Genomic DNA, 22,656 nt, shown 5'->3' with positions numbered 1-22,656 from the left:
CAGGGGCCTTGTTGGCGCGCCCTGCGCGCTGCGACCTCAACCGATCCGTGGCCATGTATCCGAGAGCCGATAGCCGCCCGGCCAGGGATCGCTGGGGTCCAGCATGTGCTGTGCCGTGCCGGTGATCCACGCCCGCCCACTGATTTCGGGGCGGATGGCGTCAAGCTCGCCAACCTGCACCCGGCCCAGAATCCGGCCGTGAAACTCTGATCCGATGATCGACACGCCGGTAAAGCGGTCGTCCTCGCCCATCTCGCCCCGCGCGGCCAGAATCGCCATGCGCGCCGAGACCGCCGTGCCGGTCGGAGAGCGGTCGAGCTTGCCGGGTTGGATCGCCACCACCGATTGCGCGCGCAAGGCAGTCCCCTCGCGCGTGATCGGCCCGGCAAAGAGGCAGAACGAATGATGCGCCCAATCGGGTTTCTCGGGATGCTCGAACCGGAACTGCGCGTTGGCGGCATTGGTGATGCGGATACCCAGTTCCGCAATCTGGCGCGCGTTATCCTCGATCAGGTCCACCCCAAGGGCCACCGGATCGACCACCACGAAACTATCCCCGCCAAAGGCCGTATCCACGGTGATCCGCCCCAGCCCCGGCACGTCGAGCAGCACGCCCAGACGGCTGGCAAAGGAGGGCAGGTTCTCGACGAAAATACGCTCGGCCTTGCCATTGGCGCACTCGGCGCGCACCCGCACGAGGCCGCCCGGCGCCTCAAGCACCATATGCGTCACCGGCTCTTGCATGGGAAGGATTCCGCTGTCCAGCAACACGGTGGACACGCAGATCGAGTTCGACCCGGACATCGGCGGCGTATCCTCGGGCTCCATGATGATCCAGGCGGCCTGTGCCTCGGGGTGCTTGGGCGGCACGAGCAGGTTGACATGCCGGAACACCCCGCCGCGCGGCTCGTTCAGCATGAAATTGCGCAGCGTCTGATCCTCAGCGATCCATTTGCGCTGCTCCCAGATCGTGGCGCCGGGCGGCGGTGTCACGCCGCCCACGATGACATCCCCCACCTCGCCTTCGGCATGACAGGAAACGACGTGGATGATCTTGCTGCTGCGCATGGTCCGACTCTATGGTTCTGGCTACCCCAACCTTGATCGGTCGGGCAGCATGACACGGAAAAAGCGGCCTGATACCGCCCCTTTACGCCGGTTATGCCCCGCGTGGATGCATGGGTCAATGGACGGGTGCGCAGTTCGTCCCCGTCGCTGATCCACGTCAAGGCAGCCGCGGTTTGCCCGCCTATACTGGAGGAAGAGAAGGCGGTGCCATATCCGCCATCACGGCAGTTTTTGCCCCAAGCGAAGGAGCCCCGTTTGGCCCCGGCGGATCAGACCCCTGCCCGACAAGACGCGCCTGCGCGACCCTCGCGGCGTCGATGGCTCTGGGGCGCGGCTGTGCTGTTCGGCCTGGCCGTGGCGGGGCTGATCGCGGCGCAGGTCTTGATGACCCGCCCCCCGCTTGTTGCGGTCGAGACGGCAACGCTCGCCCCTGTTACTCGTGTGTTGGCGGTCAATGGCCGGATTGCGGCGGTCAGTTCGGTCGAGGTGACAGCCCCTGTCACCGGCACGCTCGTCGCCCTGCCCGTGGCCGAGGGTGACAAGGTCACGGCAGGTCAACTGCTTGCGCAGGTTGATGCCGAAGCGCAACGCGCCAGCGTGCGCCAGGCACAAGCTGCCCTCGATGCCGCCCGCGATGCGCAGCGCGAAGCACAGGCCGAGTTTGACCGCGCAGCCTCTCTGAGCACGACAATCGCCCGCTCGGTGCGCGACACCTATGGTTACAAACTCGAAGCGGCGACCCAAGAGGTTGCCCGCCTGAGCGCGGCGCTCGATCAGGCCCGCGTCCTTTTGGCCAACCACACGATCCGCGCGCCCGTCGCGGGCAGCGTCGTGATGCTCGATGTCGAGCAGGGTCAGCTTGTCAGCCCCGCCACGCCGATCCTGACCCTGGCCGACCTCGGCGCGCTTTTGGTCGAGGCGGATGTGGACGAGGCCTACGCCACCCAGATCGCCCTCAATCAGCCCGCCATCCTGCAACTCGCCGGCGAAACCCAGACCCGCACCGGGCGGGTCAGCTATGTCTCACAGCGCGTCGACATCGCAACCGGCGGGCTGGCGGTCGAATTGTCGTTTGATACGCCAGTCACTGCGCCGGTGGGCCTGACGGTGGCCACCAACATCATCGTAGAGCAGCGGGACACGGCCCTGACCGTGCCCCGCACCGCGCTGACTTCGGACGCAGGCGCGCCGGGCGTTTTCGTGCTCCGCGACGGCACCGCCAGATTTCAGCCGGTCAGCGTGGTGGATTGGCCCGCCGCCCGGCTGATCGTCACGGCGGGGCTGGCCGAGGGCGAAGTGCTGATTACCGAGGCCACAGGCATCACGGATGGTCAGGCCGTGACAGCGGGGCAACCCTGATGCTTTACGCGCTCAAGATCGCCGCGCGCTATCTGACCGCCGGCAAGGCGCAAACAGCCCTTCTGGTGCTTGGGGTAGCGGTTGGGGTTTTTATCTTCATCTTCATGTCGGCGCTGATTGGCGGTTTGGCGCAATTCATCCTGTCACGCACCGTTGGCGATATATCGCATGTCACCATCGAGGCCGAACCAGATGACCCCGCCCTCTTGATCTCGCCCGCAGGCCATGTGCTGCTGGTTGCCGAACGCGGGCGCACCCGCACGGCGTCTCTTTCAGAGGCTGCGACTTGGCTACCCCTTATCGAGGCGGTGCCAGGGGTCAAAGCGGTCTCGCCGCAGATCACCGGTGCCGGGTTTCTGACGCGTGGCGCACAGGTCGAACAGGTCAGCGTGACCGGGGTCGAGCCGGGGCGCGAATCCGCCATCCTCGATCTGGAGGGATATATGGTCGAAGGGCGCGCGAGGCTGGGCGCGGGGCTGATCGTGCTGGGGCGCGAACTGGCCGATGATCTCGATCTGTCGCTCAATCAGCCGCTGCGCCTGCAAAGCTCTGAGGGCGTGACGGCCCTGCTTACACTCTCCGGCATCTATGAGACAGGCAACGGCGCCTTGGACGGGGCACGCGCCTTTGTCAGCCTCTCGACCGCGCGCACGCTCTTTGCCATGCCGCAAGGTGTGAGCCAGATCGAGATCAAGCTTTTTGACCTCAACGCCGCCGATGCCACGGCGCTGCGTATTCGCGGGCTGACCGGGCTCGATGCGGTGCCCTGGACCGACGGGGCAGAGCAGTTGATGGAGGCGCTGAGCGCGCAGGCGCAGACCGGCTATTTCCTCAAGACCTTCGCGCTTATCACAATCGTGATCGGGGTGGCCTCGGCGCTCTTGCTCTCGACCTACCGCCGCCGCCCGGAAATCGGGATCATGCGCGCGATGGGCGCGGGGCGCGGTTTTGTGGTGTTTGTCTTTGTGACCCAAGGGGCGCTTATTGGATTGATGGGCGGGATCATGGGCGCGGGGCTCGGGTATCTGGCCCTCCTGCCCTTCCCGCCGCGCGAAGCGTTCAAGCCGGGCACCCTGCCGATGGACATCACTCAGGGCTCTTACGGGCTGGCCATTACCCTGACGGTGATTGGTGCCATCCTCGCCTCGATCCTGCCCGCGCGATCTGCGGCGCGGGTCGATCCGGTCACGGCAATCGGCCAATGACAGCGCTTCTGCAGGTGCGCGATCTGGTCAAGACCTTTGGCACCGGCGAGGCCGCGACCCGCGTCTTGCGCGGACTATCCCTACGGCTTGATGCGGGCGAAATGGCGGCTTTGTTGGGACCATCCGGATCGGGCAAGAGCACGCTACTGACCATCCTTGGCACCTTGATGAAACCCACCTCGGGCCAGCATGTCATGCTGGGTCAAGACCTCATTGCCGCCGACGATCGGGCGCTGACCGAATTTCGCAACGCCCATATCGGGTTTGTCTTTCAGTTCCACAATCTCTTGCCGGATTTCACGGCGCTGGAGAATGTGATTTTCCCGACGGCTGTCCGCGAAGGCCGGGAAACCGCCCCGGCACGGGCGCGCGGGCGTGATCTCTTGGCGCGGATGGGGCTGGCGGAGCGGATCCATTTCCCCGCCACCCATCTCTCTGGGGGGCAAAAGCAGCGCGTGGCCGTGGCACGCGCGCTGATGAACAGCCCCGAACTCGTGCTGGCAGACGAGCCGACGGGCAATCTGGACCGCCTGTCGGCCATGCAGGTGATGGAGCTGATTGGCCAGATCAACCGCGAAGAAGGCACGACATTCCTGATCTCGACCCATGACGATCAGATCGCATCACTCTGTCGGCGGCGGATCGTGGTGGGGGATGGCAAGGTGACGGGGTGACACCCGGCACCGGCCAAATCCCGATCGGACTAGGCCGCCTTGCCGTCCGCCAGACCCTGTGAATTGCGCAGACCCAGCATCTGCCGCGCCTCGGCACAGGTGGCCACAGGGCGGTCGTGACGCGCGCAGATGTCGACAACGCGGCGCACCAGAGCGGCGTTCGAGGGCGCCAGCGTGTCGCGATCCAGCCGCACGTTATCCTCGAGCCCGGTGCGGGCATGCCCACCCGCCGCCACGGCCCATTCATTGAGCGTGATCTGGTGTCGCCCGATCCCCGCCGCGCACCAGGGCGCATCCGGGCCGAACAGGCGTTTGACCGTGTGGATGTAATAGTCGAACACATCGCGGTCGACCGGCATGGCGTTTTTCACCCCGATCACGAATTGCACATAGGGCGTGCCGAGGAGGAGACCGTGATGGGCCATTTCCTTGGCCTTGAGGATGTGGCTCAGGTCAAACGCCTCGATCTCGGGCTTGACCTCGTGGGCGCGCATTTCCCCCGCCAGCCAATCGACCAGATCGGGCGGGTTCTCATAAACACGAGTGGGGAAATTGTTGGAGCCGACCGAGAGCGAGGCCATGTCGGGCCGCAAGGAGAGCATCGCGCCCCGCGTCTGGCCCGCGCCGGAACGCCCGCCGGTGGAGAACTGCACGATCATGCCGGGGCAATGCGCCTCGATCCCTTCTTTGAGCCGGGCGAATTTCTCGGGGTCGGACGAGGGCGCGCCATCGTCGTTGCGCACATGGGCGTGGACGATTGCGGCCCCGGCCTCGTAGGCCTCATGGGTGGAGTCGACCTGTTCGGCCACGGTGATCGGCACCGCCGGATTGTCGGATTTCTGCGGCAGGCTGCCGGTGATCGCCACACAGATGATGCAGGGTTTGGTCATGTCAGCCCCTCCTCTCAGGCTGCTTGCGCCGCCGCGCGCGCCATGCGCGCGAGGGCATCCATGAAAAAGGGCCGGAACCCTTGGGGGTGTTCGCTCATGGGGAAATGGCCCAACTCGTCCATCACCGCGACCGTGGCACCGGGAATGGCCGCTGCCGTGCGTTTCGCATCCTCGGGCGTGCAGGTCAGATCATAGGCCCCGACCAGCAGATGCACCGGGGTCCGCGCGGTGTCGATCTGCGCCAGCCGCCCGATCAGGCTGTCGTCGCGGGTGTAGAAGCTCAGGTCGCCGCGAAACACGCCCGGTCCCGACTGCATGAACATCCAGAGCGTGTTCCAGCGCTCGGCATTCGGCGCATAGGGCGAGATATTGGCCGACACGAGCGCCGCGCCCATCTCGCCGCCATGGGCATCGGGGCGGTGGAACCAGTCGATGTCATACCACGCGGGTTGAAAATCCGACGCCTCAATGGCGATAAAGCCGCTGAACTGCTCGGGGTGCAGCGCCGCCAGTTGCAGCGCGATGCGCCCGCCCATGGAACAGCCCGCCAGAATGGGCCGCTCCAGCCCCAGGCCCGCGACCACCGCCAGAACGGTCTCGATATAGGCCTCGGTGGTCAGCAGGTATTCTTCGGTCTCGAACCCCTCGGGCGGCAGGGATTTGCCATGCCAGGGCATGTCAAAGGCGATCAGGCGGTGATGTGCCGTCACCTCGGCATCGTTCATCAGATGCCGCCACTGCCGCGTGTCCGCGCCGGCCGTATGCAGGCAGAGCACCGGCCGCCCCTGCCCCGCCTCCTCGAAATAGATGCGGCGCGGGGCGCCTGCGATCTCGACGCTCAGGTAACGGCCTGTGATGGGTTCGATGCTCATAGGGTTGCCTCCTCTTTGCAACGCGCAAGCGCCATGACCTCTTTGAAGAAGCGCAGATTCTTGACCAGACACAGAATGTCGCCGTCAATCCGCCCGCGCCTGATCTTGGCCAGCCCGAAAATGTCGTGAAATCCCGGCGCGGGGCGCGCCTGCCAGAACTGTTCCAGCGCATCGGCATCGGTGCGCAGCGCGAAGCGCCACGGCGTCTTGCGGCTTGGACCGGCCATGACCGAGGTGATCTGCCCCTTGTCGAAGGTCAGATAGATTTCCTCTCCCTCTATCTCGATCAGCACTGTCTCGGAAAACAGCCGTCCAAGGCGCAAGAGATGCGGCTGATCCTTGAGCCGTGCCTCTATCTCGCGAAATCTGTCGATCACCTCTGCCTCCCTCCTGATGCTGCGGATGTGCTAGAAGTGACATTTAAGGGGGCGTTTGATCCATGCCGGACGGGGTATCACGCGATACCGCCCACGGCATTGGTTTGACGCCCGCCATCATCGACAACGAGGACCAGAGGGTGAGCCCCGGCCTGCCCCGCGCCATATGAAACCCCGTTTGGAGGAGAACCCATGGGAATCGTCAATCTGGAAAACATCACCGATGTGGTGATCGCGAGCCTTGGCAAGCACGGTGACATCACAGAGCGTCAGCGCGAGATCATGACCGCGCTCATTCGCCACCTGCACGCCTTTTGCAAGGATGTGAACCTGCAGCATGGCGAATTCCTCGAGGGCTGCGAGTTTCTCAAGCGCGCCGGACAGACCTGTGATGAGAACCGCCAGGAGTTCATCCTCTTGGCCGATATCATCGGCGTCGAAGTGCTGGTGGACATGCTGTCGAACCCGGTGGAGGGGCCGGAGAGCGAGTCGACCGTGCTGGGGCCGTTTTATCGCGAGAACCCGCCCGTTCTGCCCAAGGGCGCCTCGACCATCCAGAAGCATTACGACAACGAGGAAACCGCCTATTACGAAGGCTATATCCGCGATGCGGCGGGCAACGGCATTGCCGGTGTGACACTCGACGTCTGGGAAGACGCACCGAATGGCATCTACGAAAACCTCGACCCGGATCAGCCGGAATACAATCTGCGCGGCCGCTTCGAGACCGACGAGAACGGCCACTACGCCTTTGTCGCCGTGCGCCCGGTGCCCTATCCGATCCCCGACACCGAAACTGCGGGCGAATTGCTGCGCTATATGGGCCACCACCCCAACCGCCCCGGCCACATGCACTTTATCATCTCGAAAGAGGGCTATCGTCCGCTCATCAGCCAGATCTACGATGGCGAGAGCAAGTGGCTGGACAATGACAGCGTGTTTGCCGTCAAGGACAGCCTGATCGGCACGTTCAAACCGGCGCCCGAGGCGCTTGGCACCGACCTGCATTTCGAGTTCGACTTCGTGCTCAAGGCGGATGCGGCAGCGCAGGCCGTGGCCGCCGAGTAACCCAACCTCCCTCCCTGCAACCTGAAGGCCCCCGAATTCGGGGGCCTTTTTTCTGCCTCACAACCAGCGAGGCCGGATTGCTGCCAATGGCGCGCCCGCATGAAACATAGTGATGCGCTAAAGGAAGCGAAGGGCAGCCTTGCGGACAGAAGCAGCCATCCACATCAAACGTTGGCGCGAAATACGCAACTATGCTTCTCCAACCCCGACAAGTCTGCCATCCCCAGCAAAAGTTACAGCAACGCCATGCTCTCCGTCCCAGGCACATTCACCGCTGACCTTCAGGACGTATTGACCGTGCATTGCACTGCCGCCCGGTGCGATATGAATGGCGTTGAACTTGACGAGCGACCAGATTTCGCTGGACGTGGTTGGCACCTTTGCAGCATTGAACCGACCTGTGCTTTCGCTCTCCCAGTCAAGTTGGTCCTGCGGCGAGTCAAAATCGCAGGAACAGTCCTCGAAAGATTGCTGTGCTGCCCTGAACAGGTGATCTTGAATGAGATTGCGAGACGAAGGAGATGTGCGGCTGAACCTGGCAATCGCATCGGCAGCGAGGTCAAGATCAATTTCTTCTGCGAAGAACCTGATCGGAAGGCTAACGCCTGTCAGAAACGGGACGCCAACTTCATCAACGGTTTTGTTTATGAAGCCCTTTTGCGCCGTCATGAGAACTTTCAACGCATCGGTCTTGTTCACAGATCGCCTCTTTCTGCCAGGTTTGAACAAACGTTGTCTAATCGCCGAGTTTGGCCGAATTTTGGCAAGGCGATCATGGCCTGCACCCAGGTTATCAGAAGGTGACAGCGCGGAATTGGCCAGGATAGCAGGGGTCGACGAAACCCTAGAAGTTCAGGTTGGAAACCATGAACCGAAGAGCCTGATCCTTTATGTTGCCAGGGTGATTTGGGCTTGAAACGGCCCCTGCCGCACAGCGACACACCGGTCCGCCAAGGCAGGACCGACGCCCCGCATACACGAGGCGAGCCGCAATTCAGAACTCTTTCCCCGAATACCGGCTTGCCCTAACGTCTTCCTTGGGGAGGACGGCCGGGATGAACTTCAAGCAATTGACCTATTTCATCGCTGTGGCGGAGGAATTGCACTTTGGCCGCGCCGCGGAACGGCTCGACATGGCGCAACCGCCGCTCAGTCGTCAGATCAAGCAGATCGAAGAGGAGTTGGGCGCGATCCTCTTCAACCGGGGCCGCAGCGCCATCAGTCTCACCCAGGCGGGCGAGCGGTTGCTGGAGCGCGGGCGCTCGATCCTGGCGCAGCTGGACGACACAAAGCTCGAGGTGCGCCGCCTGGGTCAGGGGGCCGAAGGGCGGCTGCGCGTCGGCTTTGTCGGCTCGGCCACCTTTGGCATTCTGCCCACCATCATCAAATCCTTTCGTGCCAATTACCCTGAGGTCAATCTGAGCCTCAACCCGATGAACAATGCGCAATTGCACCGCGCCCTTGTCTCACGCGAGTTGGACGTGGCCTTTGCCCGGCCCGCGTTGAAGGATCCCGAGTTCGTCACCAAGGAGTTGATGGAGGAAAAGCTGATTCTCGCCCTGCCCGACACGGTCGACACCGGCGGGCGGACGGTGGCCAAGCTCGAACGGCTCGAGACGCACAACCTTGTGCTCTACCCCGAGTATCCGCGGCCCAGTTTCGCCGATTTCGTGCTCAATGCGGTCGAGGCGGCGGGGTTTACCGCGCCCTTGCGCCTCTGGTGCATGGATCTGCAAACCGCGCTCAGCCTTGTGGCGATTGGCGAGGGCGTGTGCATCGTGCCCGAGTCGGTCGCGACCGCGCCGCGCAAGGGCATGAAATTCCTGCGGATCGAGCCGGAGATTGCCCGCACCAGCCTGTCGGTCAATCACCGGCTGGATGAACAGGGCGTGCATGTGCACAATTTCGTGCAGCTTGCGCAAAAGGTCGCGCGCAAGCAGTTCTGAGCGGCGGGCATGACGCCCGCCGCCTCGGGTGTCAGCACGGCACGGTGCGATAGGTGCCGTCGCCATTGGCATAGGCGCATTGATTGCGCGCGGTGTTGCGCGCGACCAGCGTGCCCGCTGCCGCCCCGGCCAGCGCCGAGACAATCGTCCAGTCGGAATCGGCATCAAAGGCCGAGGCGAGCAAGGCACCCCCGGCAGCACCCGCCGCACCGCCAACAAGTTCCCGGTCGCTGACGCCCTGCATGCACCCTGCCAAGGCAAGGCTGGTAACGCTGGCAAGAATGAGACTGCGGTTCATGGTCTTTCCCTTCTGTTTCTTGGATTGCTCATGTTGTCCAAGATAACGTGGGGGAACGGGATTTGTTCCTGCGCCACGCTCTGTCGGCAGGGGATTGCCGGTCAGAGCATCGGCGGCGGCGGTCTGCGCCGTGCCCCCGAGAGCGCATTGCCCGCAATCGCCCCCAAGAGGATCGTCCCGCCAATGAGGGTGTTGGTCGTCGCCGTTTCGCCCAGGATCAGCCAGACCCAGACCGGCCCCAGCACCACCTCGGCCAGCGACAAGAGCGTCAGTTCAGCGGCCGGCACGGTGCGAGAACCGATCGTGTAGAGGATCAGCCCCAGCCCCACCTGAAACACCCCCATGCCAAGCGACAGCGCGGTGTCGGCGTTGGAAATCCGAAGTGGTAACCCCAGCCAGAAACAGATCGCCGCCATGAGGCCCATGCCGAACAGCCCCGAGAGAAAGATCGCGGGCATCATCTCGGTCGCCTTGCCCCACCGCAGGGTGATGGTGAAGGTGGCAAAGCCCACCGCCGAACCGATGGCCGCGAGATTGCCCACAAGTGCTGCACCCCCGAACTTGTCCCAGACCATCACCGCAATGCCACAGCCCGCCACCACGATGGCGACCCAGGTTTGCGGCCGGACATATTCGCGCAGCACAACCCGTCCGAGGATCGCGGCCAAGAGCGGCGAGCAGGCAAAAAGCATCATCGCATTGGCAACCGACGTAGTCTGGATCGCAAAGATAGCACCCGTATAGGCCGCCACCAGCGAAAGCCCGCCAATCACCCCCGGCCAGCCCATTTGCAGCGCGAGGCGCAGCGCATCCTGCCCCGTGCGCAGGCGGATCACCACATAAAGCAGCAGGGTCATCGAGGCCGAGCGATAGAACAGGATCTGCCAGACCTGCGCCTCGTCCACAAGACGGATACCAAGGCCCACCGTGGACCAGACCAGACCGGCGAGAAACACGAAGAAATAGCCGCGCAAATCGCGTTCAGGCTGGATCGTCAGGGTTGTCATAGGCTGCTTTCTTCGTCGGGGATTTGCGGCGGCAGGGGGCTGCCGGGGGCAAAGATCGCCTCGGCGGTGACCGGCGATGCATCGCTCTGACGCGACGCGCGCAGTTCCCGCCACCCGAGGTAAAGACCGGAAGCGGTGATCATCACCATGCCCGCGAGGGTATTGAACGCCGGCACCTCATCCCAGAGCACATAGGCCAGCAGGGCCGCGAAGGGCAGATAGGTATAGTCAAATGGCGCCACGAGGCTGGCATTGGCCACCTGATAGGCCCGTGAGACAAGCGTATAAGCCGCCATGCCGATGGCCCCCAGGAGCGCAAGACGCGGCAGGTCGTCAAGCGCCCTGGGCGGCAATTCCCAACGCAGGTGATAGGTCGCCGGGGTGATGTCGATCACCTGATTGACCAGCCAGCCCATCGGCAGGATCAAGAGCCCTGCAAATGTCAGGGTATAAAGGCCAACGGTCAGCGTGCTCTCCCGGTCGCCGATCTGACGGGCGATGATCTGGGAAATCGCATAGGTCACGGCACAGAGCAGCGGCAAGACCGCGACAAGGGAAAAGTTCTCGCCCGCCGGGTTCATCGCGATGAGCACGCCCACAAACCCCGCCACCAAGGCGATCCCGCGATGCCAGCCGATCGTTTCGCGCAGGAACACCGCCGCGAAGAGCGCGGTGATGAGCGGCGCCGAGAAAAAGATCGTACTGACCTCGGCCAATCCCATGAACGGGAAAGCCGCGTAGAACATCGAAAAACCTGTGGCGAAAAGGAACGCACGGATCAGATGCAGCGGCCAGAGCGGCGTCAGCAGGCGATGCGGCTTGCCCAGCCACAGGATCAGCGGCGTCATCACCAGAACCGTCACGATGGAACGCACGAAGATCAGCAGCCAGACCGGATAGATGGTCAACAGCGTCTTCATCATCGCGTCCTGACCGACAAAGAGCAGCATGGCGATCTCGACGCAGAGTATCCCTTGCAGCGCGCGCGAGGGCGCGGGGGCGGGCTGTGCCAATAGCGTGGCCATGGGGTTCCATTTCTGAGCTGTTGGCGCGCGGCCACTACCTCTCACGCTGGGCAGATCGAAACCGACTGTCGCGCCATTTTGCGACGTGATCGCGGAAAATCAGGGGAACCCGTCACCCGATCCGGCCCTGCGCGAGACGGGGGCACGGCAGGGCGTTGAACGGGATCACTTGCAGCACGGAACGTCCGCAGGTAAACGCGAAACAATCTTGCGCAAAGCAAATATCATATGGAACAAATCGCTTGTAAACTTATAGACAAGCCCTGCGCGCCTGTTGTAAAAAAATTCTCGTATCTCTCGCCTCCCCCGGAAAAGGACACGCCAGATGCCGGACCGGCTCTTGATCGGCACCAGAATACGCGAGCGGCGGGTTCTGAACGGCATGCGGCAATCCGATCTGGCGCAGCGGGCCGGGATTTCGCCGTCTTACCTCAATCTGATAGAGCACAACCATCGCCGGATCGGCGGCAAGACCCTGCTCAAACTGGCCGAGGCGCTCAAGGTCGAGCCATCACAACTGACCCAAGGGGCCGAGGCCACGTTGATTTCAGGCCTGCGCGAGGCAGCGGGCAAACCCCGCTCAGATGGGCCCGAGCTTGACCGGACCGAGGAATTCGCCGGGCGCTATCCCGGCTGGGCCAGCCTTTTGAGCGAGTTGCATCGGCGCACGCAGGCGCTGGAGCGCACCATCGAAACCCTGACCGACCGACTGGCGCATGATCCCTTTCTCGCGGATTCGCTGCACGAGGTGATTTCCGCCGTGACGGCCATTCGCGCCACCTCGTCGATCCTCGTGGAAACCGAGGCAATCGAACCCGAATGGCAGGCGCGGTTTCACCGCAATATCAACGAGGACAGCGCCCGCCTGACCGAAGGCGCGCAAGCCCTCGTGCGCTATCTCGAAGCGGCCCCCAATACCGAGGCAGAGCTGACCTCGCCCCAAGATGAGATGCATGCCTATCTGGCGGCGCGCGGCTATCATTTGCCCGAGCTGGAGCGCGAAATGGCGGGGCCAAGTGATGTGGCTCGCCTGATTGAAACTGCCGCAACCGACGGCATGTCCAGCCCGGCCCAGAACCTAACGCGCGAGGCGCTCTTGCGCTATATGGAGGACGCGGCGGCCCTGCCCCTGCGGGCGTTTCTGGCACGGGTCAGGACACTGGGGCTGCGCCCCGACCGGCTGGCCGAGGCGACGGGCGCGGATATGGCGCGGGTGTTCCGGCGTCTGGCCAGCTTGCCCGAGGCCGAAGTGGGGCCGATAGGCTTGGTGATCTGCGATGCCTCCGGCACGCTGACGTTTCGCAAGCCGATTGCCGGATTCGCCACACCGCGCATGGCCGGGGCCTGCGCGCTCTGGCCCCTCTATCAGGTGTTGAGCCAGCCACAGGTGCCCCTGCGGTTGCGGCTGCGACAGGCCGGACGCGGCGCCGAGGTGATCGAGGCCTTTGCGGTGGCCGCCCAAACCGGGCCCGCAGGCTTTGACCGCCCGCCGCTGATGCAGGCGCTGATGCTGATGCTGCCCGATCCCGGCGAGGCGGGCGGCGCGGTGCGTGCCATTGGGGTGAGTTGCCGGATATGTCCACTGGCCGATTGCGCCGCACGACGCGAGCCGTCGATTGTCGCAGAAGGGATGTGACCGCATGGGCGAACAGGGAATCAGACGCACGGCAAAGACCGCGCGCGCAACGGAGGGGAGGCCGGTTGCATGAGTAAGAGGGTTCTGGTGATCGAGGATGAGCCGAACATCATCGAAGCTGTCAGTTTTATCCTCTCGCGGGATGGCTGGGAGGTAAAGACCCATGCCAATGGCCATGATGCGATGGAGGCGGTGCGCGCCCGCGCCCCCGACCTCATCATTCTCGACGTGATGCTGCCCGGCAAAAGCGGCTTTGACATCCTTCAGGAAATCCGCGCCGATGCCGTCTATGGCCACACGCCAGTCCTGATGCTGACGGCGCGTGGCCAGACCAAGGATCGCGAAATGGCAGAACGCGCCGGGGCCAGCCAATACATGACCAAGCCCTTTTCCAACGCCGATGTCTTGGCCGCGGTGCGGGCGCTGGTCGTGCCATGAGCGCCGAGCGCGGCCCGCTGTTTCTGGCGCGGCGCACCTATCGGATGCGGCGGCTTTCGGATGCAGCGCGGATGCTGCCGGTTGCCGGGGCTGTCCTGTTCGCGGTGCCCCTCTTGTGGGAGACAGACGGCGTACGCACCACGCGGGCGATGTTCTATATCTTTGGCCTCTGGATCGTGCTGGCAGGGATTGCCGGCGTGATCTCGGCACGGCTGCGCCCGACCGAGAGCGAGGAAGACTCAAAGGGGCCGCAGGAGCGATAGATGACGATCCTCAACGTCCTCATCCTTGTCTGCATACTATACGTGGTGTTTCTCTTCGCCGTGGCCTTCGCCGCCGACCGCGCCGCGCTGCGCGGACGCGGAAGCTGGCTACGCTCGCCCTATATCTACACCCTGTCGCTGTCGATCTATTGCACCGCCTGGACATTCTATGGCGCGGTCGGCTTTGCCGCGCGCTCGGGGCTGGAATTTGTCACCATCTATCTGGGTCCGACGCTGATCATGATTGGCTGGTGGTGGACCCTGCGCAAAATGGTGCGGGTTGGCCGAAGCCAGCGGATCACCTCGATCGCCGATCTCATTTCTTCGCGCTATGGCAAGTCGAACCTGCTCGCGGTGATCGTGACCGTTTTGGCGGTCATTGGCACGACACCCTATATTGCACTGCAATTGCAATCGGTGACGCTGTCTTTTGCTGCGTTTGCAGAAACGGACCCCACAGCCACGACATTGCCGGACATGCAATCCACCGCCCTCTGGGTGGCGGGGGGGCTGGCGCTCTTCACTATTCTCTTTGGCACCCGCAATCTGGATGCGAACGAGCGCCATCATGGTGTGGTCATGGCCATTGCGCTTGAGGCGGTGGTCAAGCTCTTTGCCCTTTTGGCCGTCGGGATATTCGTGGTCTGGGGTCTGTCGGGCGGGGTGGCGGCAACGCTCGACCGGATCGACGCCTCGGCCATTGCACGGTTCGAGGTGTCGGGCAGTCGCTGGGTTGGGCTCACGATGCTGTCGGCGGCGGCATTTCTGTGCCTGCCCCGCATGTTTCAGGTGATGGTGGTCGAGAACGAGGACGAAGACCATTTGCGCACCGCTGCCTGGGCGTTTCCAACCTACCTCATGCTGATGAGCCTCTTTGTCGTGCCGATCGCGGCGGTAGGGCTGGAATTGATGCCGGGGGGTGCTAATCCCGATCTCTTCGTGCTGACGCTGCCCTTGATGGACGGGCGCGACGGGCTGGCGATCCTGTCTTTTCTGGGTGGGTTTTCCAGCGCCACCTCAATGGTAATCGTGGCGGCGATTGCGCTCTCGACCATGGTGTCGAACCACGTCGTGATGCCCCTCTGGCTGCATTTTTCAGGCGGGGCGGCGATGGTCTCGGGGGATGTGCGGCATGTGGCCCTGCTGGCGCGCCGGCTGAGTATCGCGGGTGTCGTTCTCTTGGGCTATGTCTATTTCCGCCTGTCGGGGGGCGGCACGGCTCTTGCGGCAATCGGGCTGATTGCCTTTGCCGGGGTGGCGCAATTCATGCCCGCGCTGATGGGCGGCCTTTTCTGGCGCGGGGCCACACGCACCGGGGCCTTGGCGGGTCTGATCGTCGGGGCGGTGGTGTGGATCTACTGCCTTTTTCTGCCCAGCTTCGGCCCCTCCTTGGTGCTGCCGCAGGTGGTCTTTGACGAAGGTCTCTTTGGACTGCACTGGTTGCGGCCCCGTGCGCTCTTTGGCACCGAGGGGATGGATCCGGTGGTACATGCGGTGCTCTGGTCGCTGTTGCTCAACACATCCGCCTTTGTCCTTGGCTCACTCCTCAGCTTTCCGCAGCCCGTGGAACGCTTGCAAGGGGCGCAATTCGTCAATGTCTTCGATCATTCCGGCACGCCCGGCGGCTGGACCGGCGGCATGGCGCAGAGCGAAGACCTGTTGATCATGGCACAACGCATCATGGGTGCCACCGAGGCGCAGGCGCTTTTTGCCGAGGCCGCCAGACGACAGGGGCTGGCGGGCTATCTGCCCGAACCCAGCCCCTCTTTCCTGCAAGAGTTGGAGCGCGAGTTGTCGGGCTCTGTCGGGGCCGCGACGGCGCATGCCATGATCAGCCAGATCGTCGGGGGTGCCGCAGTGTCAGTCGAAGATCTGATGGCAGTTGCAGATGAAACCGCGCAGATCATGGAATATTCCAGCCAGCTTGAGGCGAAATCGCAGGAACTGGCCCGTACCGCGCGCCAACTCCGGCAGGCCAATGAAAAACTGACACAGCTCTCGGTGCAAAAGGACGGGTTTCTGAGCCAGATCAGCCATGAGCTGCGCACGCCGATGACCTCGATCCGCGCCTTTTCGGAAATCCTGCGCGACACGGGCGATCTGACCCCGGAAGAACAGAGTAAATACGCCTCGGTGATCCATGACGAGGCGGTGCGCCTGACGCGGCTTTTGGATGATCTGCTGGATCTCAGCGTGTTGGAAAACGGGCAGGTCGTTTTGCACGTGCAAACCGGATCTCTGGCTGACCTCTTGGACCGGGCGGAACGCGCGGCGGGGGTGCAGGGTGGCACACTTAGGGTGATGCGCGACCGTACAGCCGAAGCGGTGGCGCTCACCACGGATCTGGACCGGCTGGTGCAGGTCTTTATCAACCTCATCGCCAATGCGCGCAAATACTGCGACGGGCAGCCGCCGATTTTGACGATTCGCACGGCGGTGATCGATGGGGAACTGGTGATTGACTTTACCGACAACGGATCGGGCATCGCCCCCGCCCAACAGGCCGTCATATTCGAGAAATTCTCGCGCATAGGCCAGCACAAGGCCGGCGGCGCGGGTCTTGGCCTGGCCATCTGCCGCGAGATCATGGCGCGTTTGGGCGGCGCGGTCAGCTACCTACCGGGACAAAAAGGGGCCGCATTCCGCGTGACCCTACCGCTGAGCGCGCGCATGGCCGCACAATAGACCAGAGGTTTTCCAGCCAGCCTAAAGAAAATCGTAACCAAGCCTGCCTAGGGTCACCCCGACAGCTTCAGAAAGGGGCGATGGCGCAGGGTATGGGATCGCAGGATCACAGTTCGGTCATTCAGCGGATGGCGCAAACCGCACGCGACGGGTCCGACAGCCGCCATATGACTCCGGTCAAGGCGCTGCGCCTGGCCTTGGCACGCGCGGCGGATACCCTTCTTGGCCTTGGCTTGACGGTGGCCACCGTCGAACAGATACGCGTGCCGCTTGCCGACGTGGGGCACAGCTTGTGCGATGCAGGTCTCTTGGTGTTGTTGGAGGGGGCCGGGGGCGCACGCGGCGCGCTCTGTCTTGATTCACAATTCCTTGCCGGGCTGATCGAGGTGCAGACCACGGGCGCCGTGCGCGCCGGCATGGCACGATCACGCGCGGCCACGCGCACCGACGCGGCGATGGTCGCGCCCCTGATCGACGCGGTTCTGGCCGATTTTGACAGCCAGTTGACGGCAGAGCCTGATGCGCCACCGGCCCGCCACTTTGCCTTTGGCGATATGGTCGAGGACCTGCGCGGTCTGCTGCTCTTGCTGGTGGCCCCGGATTTTGAGGTGCTGCGCCTCACGGTCGATCTGGGACCGGGGGCCAAGACCGGGCGCCTTGACCTGCTCTTGCCCGTGATCGCACCGCCGGCACGCGCCACCCCCGGCAAAACCGCAAGCGCCGCAATCGAAACGCCTGCACATATCGACCAGGTTGTGTCCAAGGCTCCGGTGGTGCTTGACGCTGTCATGGCCCGGTTACGCCTGCCCCTGCGTGATATTCTGGCGCTGAAACCCGGCGATCTGCTTCCCCTTCCGCGAGAGGCGCTGACCGGAACCCAGCTTGTCGGCACGCGCGGGCATTTGGTGGCCACGGCAGAGCTTGGGCAAATGAACGGCGTGCGCGCGCTGCGCCTGATTTCAGGGGCGGCCTCACCTTTACCAGACCCGCCGGACCCGCCAGACCCGGTCCCGGACCCCGCCCCTGTCGCCCCCCGAAACGGCTCTGATCTCTTGCCGATCGAGGCTCAGAACCTTACCGATCATCCGATGTAATCAGGCACCTTCACGCCGATCTGCGCCCTCTTGACCTGCATCAATGACCGAAACACCGCCGTCTGCTAGGATATCTAAAATAAAGGAGGCTTTGGATGCTCGAGACTGAACGATACCGGTTGGCGCTTATGGCCCGGCTTGGCGAATTGGACAAACGTCTGCATGCCATTGAAGATGAGCTCGATTCGACCAAATCCAAGGATTGGGACGACGCCGCGATCGAGCGCGAAGGCGATGAGGTGCTCGAGCATCTGGGTCAGTACGGTCAGGAAGAAGTCGCACGAATCCGCGCAGCACTTGACCGTATCCGCAAGGGCACCTTTGGCACCTGCGCCCGTTGCGAAGAACAGATTGCCGCTGATCGTCTGGATGTTTTGCCAGAAACACCGCTCTGCCGGGCCTGTGCCGCACAGGTTTCCTGATCCCGTCACGCAACTGTTACGGGGTCTCGATAAAGCCTCGAATTGCAGCGTAAAACACGCTAGAGTTGCATTGCCACCAGGGAGGACCACCATGATCAATACGCGCACCGAGCTTGACCGCCTTGAGCATCAGATTGGACAGGCCAATCCCGACACCCGCCACAAGCTGGAGCCGCAATTGCGCCGGATGATTGCGCGGCTGCATGACGAAGGCATAGCCGTTCCGGACGAAACCAAGAGCCTGCACGAGCTGCTCTTGTGCGAGGCTATTGAGGCGCAGTTCGACAACATGCCCGTCTGAAACCACCAGTTTTTCCGTCCCAAGCTTGCACAGGAGGAAATTCCCCGTAGAACTTGTGCGTAGAAGCGTTTTACGGGTGGGACGGAGTGACGGGGCAGATACGCCAGGAATTGCGGGACGGGGTGGCGGTGCTGCTGCTGGATCGCCCCGTGGCCAATGCGCTGTCCCCTGACTTGCGCGCAGAGCTTGCGGCCGCGTTGGATCGCACGGCCACCGGAGCCGAGGTGCGCGCCGTGGTCCTTGCGGGATCAGGCACCGGGTTTTCCTCTGGTGTCGATCTCACGGAATACGACGGCCCGCTGGCAGAGCCGTGGATTGACACGCTCTGCACGCGGATCGAGGAGTTTCCCAAGCCTGTGATCACCGCGTTGCACGGCGCGACCTTCGGCGCGGGTCTGGCGCTGGCCCTCGCATCGCATGCCCGCGTTGTGCAGGCTGAGGCGCGGCTCGCCTCTCCTGAAATCACGCTTGGGATGGTGCCGGGGGGCGGAGTAACACAACGATTGCCGCGCCTTCTGGGGGCACAGGTGGCGCTGGAGGTGATGTTGACAGGGCAGACCCTCCGCGCCACCGATCCGCGGCTGCGTCGCCTCTTTTCCCAGATCACCACAGATGATCCGTTGCCTGCGGCGGTTGATCTTGCCCACAAGCTGGCGGATCAGGGCCATTGGCGCCGCAGCCAAGACGCCACGCGCGGCCTGTCCGATCCTGCAGGCTATCAGCGCGCCATCTCCGCCGTCGCCGAGCGGCTCAAGGGACAGACCGGTGCGGCCTCCGACATCTTGCGTGCCGTCGAGGCAGCGCAGCTTCTGCCCTTCCCACAGGGGCTGGCCTTTGAGGCGACGCTGTTCGACGACCGGTTGCACAGCCCCGAAGCGCGCGCGCAGCGGCACATTTACGCGGCCGAGCGCCGGGCCTCGGGCATGCCCGAACGCGCGCAATCCCCAACGCGTGACATGACCCGAATCGCACTTGCCGGGGCGCGGTTGGGGGATGTCGCGCTGCTGCTCCTGGAGGGCGGCAAGGAGGTGCGCAGCGATGCCCCTGACCTGCGCACCAGCGTGTCGCGCGCGCTCGACGGGCTGGTCACACAAGGCAAGATCGAGGCTGCCACCCGCGACGCATATCTGACGCGGTTGCAGAATGGCACAGCGCCCGTTGATCTGGCGCTCTGCACGCGCGGCTCAGAGGCCGCGAATGTAGCGCTCAGCCTGCCGCTCGATGATGGGCGCGGCTTGGCTGGCGCGCAGCTGGGCCTCCGGCTCTACCGACCGGCGCAGACCCTTCGGCTCGCGGAACTCGCAGTGTCCCATGCCGCAGATGCCGGGACGGTAGCCAGCCTTGCGCGGCTCTGCACCGGGCTGGGCGTGGCGGCGGTGCGCGCGGCGCAGCCTGCATCGGGGCCGGGGCTGGGTCATGTGCTGATGGGGGCGCTCAGTCTGGCTGGGCTGGAACTGGTGCGCCTTGGCATGACCCCGCAACGGGTGGATCAGGCGGCCCAACGCCTCGGGTTTCGGGCGGGGCCGTTCCTGATGATGGATTATGAAGGGCTGCCGGTGGTGGCAGCACGGCTACGAACAGTGGCCGAATGGCTGGGTTGCCCTGCCCACGGCGCGGATGATCCGCTGGCCGAGTGTCTGGCCAAAGGGGCGGTCGGCCGCGCGGTCGGGCGCGGCTTTTATGACCACCCAAGCGACGGACCGCGCGCCCCCAAGACCTGGGCAGGGCCAGGGCGTGATCCGGCTGAGGTATTGGGCGCGGTGGCACCAAGACATGCTTTGCAGGCCGCACTGCTCGGTGCCGCAATGCAGCTATTGGCGCGCGGTGCCGTACAGCGCGCGTCGGATCTCGATTTGCTGTTGGTGCGTGGATACGGCTACGACCGCGCGCGCGGCGGGCCTCTTTTCGCCGCCGATCAGCGCGGGATGCTCGCGGTTTTGCAGGATTTCAAGGCGCTCGCCGCCTTGGGCAGCCCACTCTGGGAGGTGCCGCCAATGCTGCGCGAGATGGTCAAGAATGGCGAGGGTTTCTTTGGTCGGCGGGCCGACGCCTGAGGCACTCAGCCGAAGTCACCCAAGCAGGATGCCCACAACAACCATCATCAGCCCGATCACAGACAAGAACAAGGCACCGGTATTGAGCGGCACGATCCGTTGCACCGCCGCCCGCAATGCGTCATCCGACAGCCCCGCATTGCGCGCGCGCCAGACCTTGACGATGCACCAGATCAATGTGGCCAGACCAGCCAGCGACAGGGCGGCCCCAGACCAGATCATATACTCCATTGCCACCTCCCCGGCCGGTTACCGCCCCGGCGCTAGAGCAATTTTTCCACCATTGCAAGCCGCGCCGCAGATGTCCCTTGCACCCTATCCGGCGGGGCGCTAGTCAGAAACCCCAACCGACCGGAGATCAGGCCATGGACGATATGAATTCCGACAGCAACTACCGCGTTACCGCCGATGAGTTGCGCCAGTTCATCGAACGGTTCGAGCGGCTCGAGGCCGAGAAAAAGGACATTGCCGACCAGCAAAAGGAAGTGATGGCCGAGGCCAAGGGACGCGGCTACGACACCAAGGTCATGCGCAAGGTTATCGCCCTGCGCAAACGCGACAAGGATGACATCGCCGAAGAAGAGGCGGTTCTCGAGATGTACAAAGAAGCATTGGGCATGATGTAAACCGCCCCCTCTCGCACGGATTTCAGCAAGGCGCGCCAATCTGGCGCGCCTTTTCCTTTGCGCCATGGCGCGGCACCGGGCAGGGGCAACCTTTCGGCGCGGGTATCACCCAAGACCCGCAGCATCATCGACTTGATGCCCCACCACAGGCAGTTTGCACCTCAATGCAATACTGACATGTGGTGAACGCCGTGACCAAGATCGACCAGATCGAAACGATGATCCTCGATATTCCGACCATCCGGGGCCATGTCCTGTCGATGGCGACGATGCGGGTCCAGACCGCCGTTCTGGTCCGCATACGGTTCTCGGATGGGTCCGAGGGGATTGGCGAGGGCACCACCATCGGCGGGCTCACCTATGGCCCAGAGAGCCCCGAGAGCATCCAATCCGCCATCGACACCTATATCGCCCCTGCCCTGTTGGGCCGTGCGGCGGATGATGTGAACGGCGCGGTGCAGCTGATCGACCATCTGGTCAAGGGCAATCGCATCGCCAGGGCGGCGGTTGAAATCGCGCTTTGGGATGGCTTGGGTCGGCGTTTGGGCGTGTCGGTAGCGCAGCTTTTCGGCGGTGCCGTGCACACGCGGCTTCCGGTGGCCTGGACGCTCGCGTCGGGCAACTCCGACACGGATATTGCCGAGGCGCAAGAGATGATCGCGACCCGCCGCCACAACATCTTCAAGCTCAAGATCGGCAAGCGCGCGGTGGCCGAGGATGTGGCGCATGTGGCACGGATCAAGACCGCTCTGGGCGATGCCGCCAGCATCCGTGTCGATGTCAATCAGGCATGGTCGCTTCAGGATGCTCGGTGGGGGCTCAAGGGCCTGCAGGATGTGGGTTGCGAATTGGTCGAACAGCCGGTGCGTGCGCGTTACCTGAATGCGCTGCGGGAATTGACGCGGAACCACGAGATTGCGGTGATGGCCGATGAGGCGCTGAACGGCCCAGAGGATGCCGTGAGCATCGTGACCAAGGGTGCCGCAGATGTGTTTGCCGTCAAGGTCGCACAATCGGGCGGGATCAAACGCGCGTCCGAAGTGGTGGCGATCGGGCAGGCGGCGGGCCTTGGCCTCTATGCCGGAACCATGCTGGAAACCGGCCTCGGCACGGCGGCTGCGCTGCAACTCTTTGCCGGTGTCGAGGAATTGCGCTGGGGCTCCGAGCTCTTTGGTCCCCTCCTCTTGACCGAGGACATTCTGGCCACCCCGATCCGCTATGCCGATTTCACCGTCGAGGTGCCGCAGGGCGCGGGCATTGGCGTGACGCTCGACCACGACAAGGTCGAGTTTTTCCGCCGCGACCGTACGCGGAGCCTGAAAACCGTGGCCGGTGAGTAACCGGCCCA

The 22,656-nt window shown here is 63.7% G+C and carries 24 protein-coding genes; 15 read left to right on the top strand and 9 right to left on the bottom strand.

Annotated features, from left to right (window positions below):
* Positions 1 to 36: 36 nt before the first annotated feature.
* Positions 37 to 1,068, bottom strand: a complete 1,032-nt coding sequence (locus tag AACZ65_RS15875) for a proline racemase family protein (RefSeq protein ID WP_339672463.1) — start codon at positions 1,066 to 1,068, stop codon at positions 37 to 39.
* A 255-nt stretch (positions 1,069 to 1,323) separates the two neighbouring features.
* On the opposite strand from AACZ65_RS15875, the gene AACZ65_RS15870 reads away from it, so the two are divergent.
* The 3 genes from AACZ65_RS15870 to AACZ65_RS15860 are packed head-to-tail and all read left to right on the top strand — an operon-like array spanning position 1,324 to position 4,306.
* Complete coding sequence (locus AACZ65_RS15870; RefSeq protein ID WP_339672461.1) at positions 1,324 to 2,427, top strand: efflux RND transporter periplasmic adaptor subunit; 1,104 nt, start codon at positions 1,324 to 1,326, stop codon at positions 2,425 to 2,427.
* Complete coding sequence (locus tag AACZ65_RS15865) at positions 2,427 to 3,632, top strand: ABC transporter permease (protein ID WP_339672460.1); 1,206 nt, start codon at positions 2,427 to 2,429, stop codon at positions 3,630 to 3,632. The genes AACZ65_RS15870 and AACZ65_RS15865 overlap by 1 nt, the downstream gene beginning before the upstream one ends.
* Positions 3,629 to 4,306 carry an ABC transporter ATP-binding protein gene (locus AACZ65_RS15860; protein ID WP_339672458.1) on the top strand — a complete coding sequence of 226 codons (678 nt, stop codon included), beginning with the start codon at positions 3,629 to 3,631 and terminating at the stop codon, positions 4,304 to 4,306. The genes AACZ65_RS15865 and AACZ65_RS15860 overlap by 4 nt, the downstream gene beginning before the upstream one ends.
* Before the next feature lie 29 nt (positions 4,307 to 4,335).
* On the opposite strand, the gene AACZ65_RS15855 is transcribed toward AACZ65_RS15860, so the two are convergent.
* The 3 genes from AACZ65_RS15855 to AACZ65_RS15845 are packed head-to-tail and all read right to left on the bottom strand — an operon-like array spanning position 4,336 to position 6,445.
* Positions 4,336 to 5,196 (bottom strand): 3-keto-5-aminohexanoate cleavage protein, encoded by an 861-nt coding sequence (locus tag AACZ65_RS15855; protein ID WP_339672456.1) that lies wholly within the window; start codon positions 5,194 to 5,196, stop codon positions 4,336 to 4,338.
* Between the two features lie 14 nt (positions 5,197 to 5,210).
* Positions 5,211 to 6,068 (bottom strand): alpha/beta hydrolase, encoded by an 858-nt coding sequence (locus AACZ65_RS15850; protein ID WP_339672454.1) that lies wholly within the window; start codon positions 6,066 to 6,068, stop codon positions 5,211 to 5,213.
* Positions 6,065 to 6,445 carry a hypothetical protein gene (locus AACZ65_RS15845; protein WP_339672452.1) on the bottom strand — a complete coding sequence of 127 codons (381 nt, stop codon included), beginning with the start codon at positions 6,443 to 6,445 and terminating at the stop codon, positions 6,065 to 6,067. The genes AACZ65_RS15850 and AACZ65_RS15845 overlap by 4 nt, the downstream gene beginning before the upstream one ends.
* Positions 6,446 to 6,637: 192 nt before the next feature.
* Between AACZ65_RS15845 and AACZ65_RS15840 the strand changes: the two genes are divergently transcribed.
* Entirely contained in the window at positions 6,638 to 7,513 is an 876-nt protein-coding gene (locus AACZ65_RS15840) for a dioxygenase (protein ID WP_339672450.1), read from the top strand.
* 189 nt (positions 7,514 to 7,702) lie between these two features.
* Here AACZ65_RS15840 and AACZ65_RS15835 read toward each other — a convergent pair whose 3' ends face one another.
* Positions 7,703 to 8,212, bottom strand: coding sequence for a hypothetical protein (locus AACZ65_RS15835; RefSeq protein WP_339672448.1), 510 nt, complete (start codon positions 8,210 to 8,212; stop codon positions 7,703 to 7,705).
* 356 nt (positions 8,213 to 8,568) lie between these two features.
* On the opposite strand from AACZ65_RS15835, the gene AACZ65_RS15830 reads away from it, so the two are divergent.
* Positions 8,569 to 9,459, top strand: coding sequence for a LysR substrate-binding domain-containing protein (locus AACZ65_RS15830; RefSeq protein ID WP_297543128.1), 891 nt, complete (start codon positions 8,569 to 8,571; stop codon positions 9,457 to 9,459).
* A gap of 31 nt (positions 9,460 to 9,490) precedes the next feature.
* On the opposite strand, the gene AACZ65_RS15825 is transcribed toward AACZ65_RS15830, so the two are convergent.
* The 3 genes from AACZ65_RS15825 to AACZ65_RS15815 all read right to left on the bottom strand — a co-directional run bounded on the left by AACZ65_RS15825 (position 9,491) and on the right by AACZ65_RS15815 (position 11,789).
* Positions 9,491 to 9,757 (bottom strand): glycine zipper 2TM domain-containing protein, encoded by a 267-nt coding sequence (locus AACZ65_RS15825; protein ID WP_037270631.1) that lies wholly within the window; start codon positions 9,755 to 9,757, stop codon positions 9,491 to 9,493.
* A gap of 101 nt (positions 9,758 to 9,858) precedes the next feature.
* On the bottom strand, positions 9,859 to 10,764 hold the full coding sequence (locus AACZ65_RS15820; RefSeq protein WP_339672442.1) for a DMT family transporter: 906 nt from the start codon (positions 10,762 to 10,764) through the stop codon (positions 9,859 to 9,861).
* Positions 10,761 to 11,789 carry a DMT family transporter gene (locus AACZ65_RS15815; protein ID WP_339672440.1) on the bottom strand — a complete coding sequence of 343 codons (1,029 nt, stop codon included), beginning with the start codon at positions 11,787 to 11,789 and terminating at the stop codon, positions 10,761 to 10,763. Before AACZ65_RS15815 ends, AACZ65_RS15820 begins: the two co-directional genes overlap by 4 nt.
* A gap of 325 nt (positions 11,790 to 12,114) precedes the next feature.
* On the opposite strand from AACZ65_RS15815, the gene AACZ65_RS15810 reads away from it, so the two are divergent.
* The 8 genes from AACZ65_RS15810 to AACZ65_RS15775 all read left to right on the top strand — a co-directional run bounded on the left by AACZ65_RS15810 (position 12,115) and on the right by AACZ65_RS15775 (position 20,682).
* Positions 12,115 to 13,425 (top strand): helix-turn-helix domain-containing protein, encoded by a 1,311-nt coding sequence (locus AACZ65_RS15810; protein ID WP_339672438.1) that lies wholly within the window; start codon positions 12,115 to 12,117, stop codon positions 13,423 to 13,425.
* A gap of 69 nt (positions 13,426 to 13,494) precedes the next feature.
* Entirely contained in the window at positions 13,495 to 13,863 is a 369-nt protein-coding gene (locus AACZ65_RS15805) for a response regulator (RefSeq protein WP_037270623.1), read from the top strand.
* A complete protein-coding gene (locus AACZ65_RS15800) occupies positions 13,860 to 14,126 on the top strand; it encodes a hypothetical protein (protein WP_037270622.1) in 267 nt (88 codons plus the stop codon). Before AACZ65_RS15805 ends, AACZ65_RS15800 begins: the two co-directional genes overlap by 4 nt.
* The gene (locus AACZ65_RS15795) at positions 14,127 to 16,811 is read left to right on the top strand and encodes an ATP-binding protein (protein ID WP_339672436.1); all 2,685 of its coding nucleotides are present in this window, start codon (positions 14,127 to 14,129) and stop codon (positions 16,809 to 16,811) included. It abuts the gene before it with no gap.
* Between the two features lie 80 nt (positions 16,812 to 16,891).
* Entirely contained in the window at positions 16,892 to 17,905 is a 1,014-nt protein-coding gene (locus AACZ65_RS15790) for a FliM/FliN family flagellar motor C-terminal domain-containing protein (RefSeq protein ID WP_339672434.1), read from the top strand.
* A 95-nt stretch (positions 17,906 to 18,000) separates the two neighbouring features.
* The gene (locus AACZ65_RS15785) at positions 18,001 to 18,327 is read left to right on the top strand and encodes a TraR/DksA C4-type zinc finger protein (protein WP_037270617.1); all 327 of its coding nucleotides are present in this window, start codon (positions 18,001 to 18,003) and stop codon (positions 18,325 to 18,327) included.
* A gap of 91 nt (positions 18,328 to 18,418) precedes the next feature.
* Entirely contained in the window at positions 18,419 to 18,628 is a 210-nt protein-coding gene (locus AACZ65_RS15780) for a hypothetical protein (protein WP_037270615.1), read from the top strand.
* Positions 18,629 to 18,714: 86 nt separating this feature from the next.
* Positions 18,715 to 20,682 carry an enoyl-CoA hydratase-related protein gene (locus AACZ65_RS15775; protein ID WP_339672430.1) on the top strand — a complete coding sequence of 656 codons (1,968 nt, stop codon included), beginning with the start codon at positions 18,715 to 18,717 and terminating at the stop codon, positions 20,680 to 20,682.
* 15 nt (positions 20,683 to 20,697) lie between these two features.
* On the opposite strand, the gene AACZ65_RS15770 is transcribed toward AACZ65_RS15775, so the two are convergent.
* A complete protein-coding gene (locus tag AACZ65_RS15770; RefSeq protein WP_339672428.1) occupies positions 20,698 to 20,913 on the bottom strand; it encodes a hypothetical protein in 216 nt (71 codons plus the stop codon).
* Positions 20,914 to 21,047: 134 nt separating this feature from the next.
* Here AACZ65_RS15770 and AACZ65_RS15765 point away from each other — a divergent pair, with 134 nt between their 5' ends.
* Together AACZ65_RS15765 and AACZ65_RS15760 are read left to right on the top strand one after the other, a co-directional pair.
* Entirely contained in the window at positions 21,048 to 21,308 is a 261-nt protein-coding gene (locus AACZ65_RS15765; RefSeq protein ID WP_008281976.1) for a DUF2312 domain-containing protein, read from the top strand.
* A 191-nt stretch (positions 21,309 to 21,499) separates the two neighbouring features.
* The gene (locus AACZ65_RS15760) at positions 21,500 to 22,648 is read left to right on the top strand and encodes a muconate/chloromuconate family cycloisomerase (protein ID WP_339672424.1); all 1,149 of its coding nucleotides are present in this window, start codon (positions 21,500 to 21,502) and stop codon (positions 22,646 to 22,648) included.
* Positions 22,649 to 22,656 lie beyond the last annotated feature (8 nt).

The organism is uncultured Roseovarius sp. (genome assembly GCF_963972555.1).
Classification (GTDB): Bacteria; Pseudomonadota; Alphaproteobacteria; order Rhodobacterales; family Rhodobacteraceae; genus Roseovarius; species Roseovarius mucosus.
This window is presented reverse-complemented; position numbering and strand designations above follow the sequence as displayed.